Origin of the sequence: Polaromonas sp., from assembly GCF_018780625.1 — a bacterium.
In the GTDB taxonomy this organism is placed as follows: domain Bacteria; phylum Pseudomonadota; class Gammaproteobacteria; order Burkholderiales; family Burkholderiaceae_C; genus Polaromonas.
This window is the reverse complement of sequence record NZ_JADMJK010000041.1, coordinates 1-5,765: the sequence shown is the minus strand read 5'-3', so window position 1 is coordinate 5,765 and position 5,765 is coordinate 1. Positions and strand designations below refer to the sequence as shown.

Genomic DNA, 5,765 nt, shown 5'->3' with positions numbered 1-5,765 from the left:
CCATCAGGATGCCCTGCGAGCCGATGCCGATATTGGTGCCGAACACCGAGCGGAACGCCGCCGCGGTGCGGCCCAGCTCATAGTTGACCTGGACTTCCTGGCTGACCGACAGGCCGATGCCGCCGAATTCCTCGGGGACGGTCAGGCCGAACAGGCCCATTTCTTTCATGTCCTCGACAATGTCGGCGGGCACCTCGTCGTGCTCTTCCAGGTAATTTTCGGCGGGCACCAGGCGTTCCTTGACGAAGCGCTGGACGGCGGCGAGCAAGAGCTCAAAGGATTCAGTGTCGAGGGCCATGATGGGGTTCGGTTCCTGGTTGCTGGGAGAAAGTGGGAGCCGGGGTGGCGCTCAGTCGGCAACGATCTTGCGTTCCTTGATCAAGGCCGAAAGCGTCTTGCCTTCTTCGGCCAGCAGTTTGCGAAAAGCTGCTGTTTCAAGAGGCGCGGGCTCAACGCCCAGGTTGCCGAAGCGTTCCTTGGTCGCTGGGGCCGACAAGGCTTTGTTCACCTCACGGGACAAACGATCGGTGATGTCGGCCGGAACGTTGTGAGGCGCCCAAAGGCCAAACCAGATGTCCAGACTGGCATTTTTAATGCCCAGGTCGGCGTAAGTGGGCGCATCCGGGAAGAAGGGCGATTTCCTGTCGCTGGCCACGGCCAGCAGCTTGACCTTGCCAGCCTTGATGTGCGGAAAAGCAATGCCCGGATCGAAGACAAAATCGGCCTGGCTGGCCATCACGTCCTGCAGGGCAGGCGCGGATCCACGGTAGGGGACGTGGGTGATGTTGGTGCCGGTGCTTTGATTGAACAACTCTCCCGCCAAATGAGGTGGCGTGCCGGCCCCGGAGGACGCGTAGTTCAATTTTCCCGGCTGGGCCTTGGCCATGGCAATCAGCTGCTTGACATCCTTGGCCTCCATCGTCGGACGCGCGACCACATACATCTGCATGCGACCCACCCCCATCACCGGCGTGAGATCGCGGGAGGGCAGCAGGTTGGACTTGAACAGGGATGGATTGACCGTCTCCACCGAGGTCGGTGCGATGAGAAAGGTGTAGCCGTCGGCTGCTGCTTTCACCACCTCGCTCGCGCCCAGGTTGCCGCTGGCGCCGGGCTTGTTCTCAACGATAAAGGTCTGCCCCAACGCCTCGGTCAGCGATTGGGCAAGGGTGCGGGCCATCACGTCAGTGCCGCCGCCAGGGGCAAAGCCCACCACCAGGCGCACAGGTTTGGATGGCCACGCCGCCGTCTGGCCGGCCGCTGGAAGCACTGCCGCGGCCAGCATGGCAGCCGTGCCCATCGTCAGCCAACGGCGTGACATGGGGCGCGTGGAATGGGTAGTCAATCGAATCATGGATGTCTCCTCAGGGGGTGGGGTTGAAATGCCGACAATCGCGCTGTGTTTCACTCGCCTGTCGGAGTAGGCGAGCCAGCAGATGGAGTAAGCGCAGCGCCAATCGCCTGCACCGATTCCGGGTTGACCAGCGTGCTCAGGTCGCCCGGGTCTTCACCAAGCCAGGTGGCGCGGACAACGCGGCGCATTACTTTCATGTTGCGTGTGCGCGGCAGGTCGGCAACAAAAACCACCTGGGCGGGCTTGAATGCACCACCCAGTCCGGCAACCACCGCGCTGGAGAGACTTTTGGCTGCGGTGTCCATCTCGATGCCGGGGCGCGGGACGCAAACACAAAGCACCGCAGTGCCTTTGACGGGATCGGGCACGCCGATCGCGGCCGCGTCGAGCAGCAGTCCGGTGGCCATCAGCAGCGCCTCGATTTCGGACGGCCCTGTGCGCTTGCCCGCAATCTTCAATGTGTCGTCGGAGCGGCCGTGCACGTACCACATGCCGTCCGCGTCGCGGCTGACGAAGTCGCCATGCACCCACACGTTCGGCAGGCGCGACCAATAGCTTTCGAGGTAGCGCGCACGGTCATGCCACAGCCCGCGCGTGAGCCCGATGCTGGGGCTGCGCATCACCAGCTCGCCCGTGACGCCCGGGCCGACGCTGCGTCCCTCGGCATCGACCACATCAGCGCCGGTTCCAGGAACGGGTCCGGCAAAGGCGCAAGGCTTGAGCGGATGAATCACCGTGCCCGTCAGGATGCCGCCAATCTCGGTTCCTCCGGAATAGTTGAGCAGCGGGACTCTGCGCTTGCCCACCTGCTCGAATGTCCACTGCCAGGCCTCGGGCGTCCAGGGCTCGCCGGTGGATACGATGACGCGCAAGGAGGTGAGATCGAGTGCGGCAAAGGCGTCGTCCTCAATCGACATCGACAAACGTGCCACTGTGGGTGCGAGACCCAGGTAGGTGACACGGTGACGCTCGATGAGGCGCCACAGGCGGTCTGGTTGCGGGAAGTTGGGCGCACCTTCTGCCAGCACCACCGTGGCACCAACCTGCAGGCCGCCGAACACCAGAATCGGACCCACCAGCCAACCCATGTCCGACATCCACAGGAAGCGGTCTTCGGGCTTGAGGTCCATGCAGATCGACAGGTCCAGCGCCGTCTTGACCGGGAAACCGCAATGCGAGTGCACCACGCCCTTGGGCTTGCCGGTGGTGCCCGATGTGAACATCAGCAGGAACGGGTCGTCGGCCGGCATGGCTTCGGTCGGCACGGCCGTGTAGTCGTCAGGCGCGCCGGCGGCGAGCGCATGCCACCAGTGATCGCGCCCCTCTTTCCATCCGTGTTCGGTGGCCAGATGACTCAGAACCACGACGTGACGCACGTCCGGGCAGTGCAGGAGCGCCTCGTCGGCAACAATCTTGGCGCCTACGCACTTGCCACGCCGCAAGGAGCCGTCGACCGTGATCAGCGCCTTGGCCTGTCCATCGTTCAGACGCTGCGCGATGGCGTCGGCGCCGAAGCCCGAAAACATGGGCAGCACAATACCGCCGATCTTTGCCACAGCCAGCATGGCGGCGGCCGCCTGCAGCAGGTTGGGCAGGTACATGCCCACCACGTCACCACGGCCCAACCCCAGGCTGCGCAGGCCCCAGCTGAGGCGGCAAGTCTCGCGGTCCAGGTCGGCAAAGGTCCAGGTGGTCACCGTGCCGTCTTCACCTTCCCAGACCAGCGCGGGTTGCATGTAGCGCGCCGTATCGCGTCGCCGGTCGATGCAGTTCAGGACCACATTGGTCTTGCCGCCCACACACCAATGCGCAAAGGGCAGCCCCTCGGAAAGGTCCAGCACCTGCGTGTAGGGTTCCTGGAATCGATAGTCGAGAAAGTGGATCAGCGCGTCATGAAACCATGCGGGATCGGCATTGGCGCTTTCATTGAGCGCCTCAAAACTGTCGACGCCGAGCGTGCGCATGAAGCGCGTGAGGTTGGCGTTTTCCAGCGTGTTGCGGTCGGGCCACCACACAGCACCAGACGGATTCAGGGCGTCGACTTGCATGATTCGGGTTCCGATCTAAAAATTACTTGGCGTACTTGCGGAATTCGGGCTTGCGCTTTTCCTTCAGCGCATTGACGCCTTCACGCGACTCTTCGGTGTCGTAATAGAGCTTGAGCGCGTACATGCCCAGCCCGGCAATGCCGGCCTGGTGGGCGGTGTCGGCGTTGAAGCTGCGCTTGGCAATGGCCAGCGCGGTGGGGCTGCGCTCGCAGATTTCCTCACCCCACTTCTGGACGGTGGCGTCGAGTTCCTCGTGCGGCACGCAGATATTGGCCAGGCCCATGGCGACGGCCTCGGCGCCGGAGTAGCGGCGGTTCAGATACCAGATCTCGCGCGCCTTCTTTTCGCCGACCACGCGTGCCAGGAAAGCCGTGCCGTAGCCGGGATCGACGGAACCCATCTTGGGGCCGACCTGGCCAAAAACGGCCTTGTCGGAGCAGATCGTCAGGTCGCAGATCGTGCACAGCACGTTGCCGCCGCCAATGGCAAAACCCTGCACGCGGGCAATCACCGGCTTGGGCACGTCGCGCAGGGCGGTGTGCAGTTCTTCCATCGGCAGGCCGATGGTGCCGCGCCCGTCATAGTTGCCGTTGTGGGCAGACTGGTCGCCGCCGGTGCAAAACGCCCGGTCGCCGGCGCCGGCCAGCACGATGGCGCCGACGCCCTTGTCATAGCCCGCCTTGTTCAGCGCCTTGATGATCTCGTCGCAGGTCTGGCCGCGAAACGAGTTCATCTTGTCAGGGCGGTTGATGGTGATCCAGGCCACGCCGTTGCGTACTTCGTAAAGGATGTCTTCGAAAGTCATGGTGATTTCCTGTGGGTTGGAGTAAGTTAAAAATTCAGCGAAGCGACAAGCGTGGGGGTGGCGTCATACCAGCAGGGGCCGCAGGCGCAGCGCCCCCTCGGGGGGCAGCGAACCACACGAAGTGGGGAGCGTGGGGGCTCATCCGTGCATGGTCAGGCCGCCCGACACGCTGATGACCTGGCCGGTGATGAAGCTGGCGTCGTCGCTGCCGAAGAAAACGATGGCGCTGGCCAGGTCGTCGGGCTGGCCCAGGCGGCCCAGCGGAATGGCGCTTCTGAACGCTTCGATCAGCTTGGCCGGGTCACGGGCGCCTTCGGCCACGCCGGCGAGCAGGGCGGTGTCGGTCGGGCCGGGGCACACCACATTGACGGTGATGCCCTGGCGGGCGTGTTCACGCGCCAGCGTCTTGGACAGAGCCACCAGGCCGCCCTTGCAGGCGGCGTACACCGCCTCGCCGGAAGAGCCGCCCCGCGCCGCGTCAGACGCCACGTTCACGATGTGGCCGTACTTGCGCTCGACCATGCCCGGCAGCACCGCGTGGTGCATGTGCAGCGCGCCGGTCAGGTTGATGGCAATCAGCTTGTCCCACTCGGCCGGCACGGTCTTGAGGAAGGGTTTGAAAACATCCCAGCCGGCGTTGTTCACCAGCACGGCGATGGGGCCCAGCGCCGCTTCGGCGGCCGCCACGGCGGCATCGACTTCGGCGCGGTCGGTGATGTTGCACTTGAAGGCCTGGGCGGTGCCGCCGGCGGCCTTGATCTCGTTGGCCACGCGCTCGGCAGCTTCGACGTTCATGTCAAACACGGCGACCTTGGCGCCTTCCGCTGCAAAACGATGGCAGGTTGCGCCGCCAATGCCGCCGCCGCCGCCAGTCACGATGACCGTCTTGTTTTCCAGTTTCTTCATGCTTCTCTCCATCAGTCGTTCAGGTTGGTATGCTTGCTGCACTGGCCTGGATATTTAGGTCAATACATTGACGTATATTAGGCTGAAGAATTTTTTAGAGCAAGCGTATTTTGGATGAAAGTTATATGGTTTACCCTAATGAAAGCGGTATTTCTGTACGAATGGAACTGGCCAACAGGTTGTTCTTTCGTTTGTATCAATGTACCAATATGTTGCATAAAACAGGGACACGCGCGGTAGAGGCCGAAGGCCTGACGACCCAGCAGTGGGCGGTGCTGGGCGCCTTGTCGCGACCGGAAGCGGAGGGCGGCATGAGCGTGGGCGACCTGGCCCGCTACCTGATGGTGAGCCGCCAGAATCTGGCGGGGCTGATCAGCCGGATGGAACGCGACGGCCATATTGGCACGGCCCCCGACGGGCGCGACCGCCGTTCGCGGCTGGTGACGATGACGGCGTCAGGCCGGGAGGTCTGGACGCTGAAGGCGCAACCCAAGATCCATCACTATTACGAGCAGGCACTGGAAGGGTTTTCCACCAGCGACCTCACGCATACGCTGCATTACCTGCTCAAGCTGCTGGACAACATGAAGCGGCTGGATGGGGAGGAGGCGGGGGAGGTGGTGCAAGGGGACTGATGTCCCGGTGGGTTGTT

General features: G+C 63.5%; 6 protein-coding genes. 1 reads left to right on the top strand and 5 read right to left on the bottom strand.

The window, feature by feature from the left end:
* The 5 genes from IV091_RS03190 to badH all read right to left on the bottom strand — a co-directional run.
* Positions 1 to 298 (bottom strand): acyl-CoA dehydrogenase family protein (locus IV091_RS03190; RefSeq protein ID WP_293465021.1); only part of this gene is annotated, 298 nt, incomplete at its 3' end.
* Positions 299 to 349: 51 nt separating this feature from the next.
* Entirely contained in the window at positions 350 to 1,354 is a 1,005-nt protein-coding gene (locus tag IV091_RS03185; RefSeq protein ID WP_293465018.1) for a tripartite tricarboxylate transporter substrate binding protein, read from the bottom strand.
* Positions 1,355 to 1,404: 50 nt separating this feature from the next.
* A complete protein-coding gene (locus tag IV091_RS03180; RefSeq protein ID WP_293465015.1) occupies positions 1,405 to 3,402 on the bottom strand; it encodes an AMP-binding protein in 1,998 nt (665 codons plus the stop codon).
* A 22-nt stretch (positions 3,403 to 3,424) separates the two neighbouring features.
* The gene (gene badI / locus IV091_RS03175) at positions 3,425 to 4,207 is read right to left on the bottom strand and encodes a 2-ketocyclohexanecarboxyl-CoA hydrolase (RefSeq protein ID WP_293465013.1); all 783 of its coding nucleotides are present in this window, start codon (positions 4,205 to 4,207) and stop codon (positions 3,425 to 3,427) included.
* Between the two features lie 138 nt (positions 4,208 to 4,345).
* Complete coding sequence (gene badH, locus IV091_RS03170) at positions 4,346 to 5,113, bottom strand: 2-hydroxycyclohexanecarboxyl-CoA dehydrogenase (RefSeq protein ID WP_293465009.1); 768 nt, start codon at positions 5,111 to 5,113, stop codon at positions 4,346 to 4,348.
* 125 nt (positions 5,114 to 5,238) lie between these two features.
* Between badH and IV091_RS03165 the strand changes: the two genes are divergently transcribed.
* A complete protein-coding gene (locus IV091_RS03165) occupies positions 5,239 to 5,748 on the top strand; it encodes a MarR family transcriptional regulator (RefSeq protein WP_293465007.1) in 510 nt (169 codons plus the stop codon).
* Positions 5,749 to 5,765 lie beyond the last annotated feature (17 nt).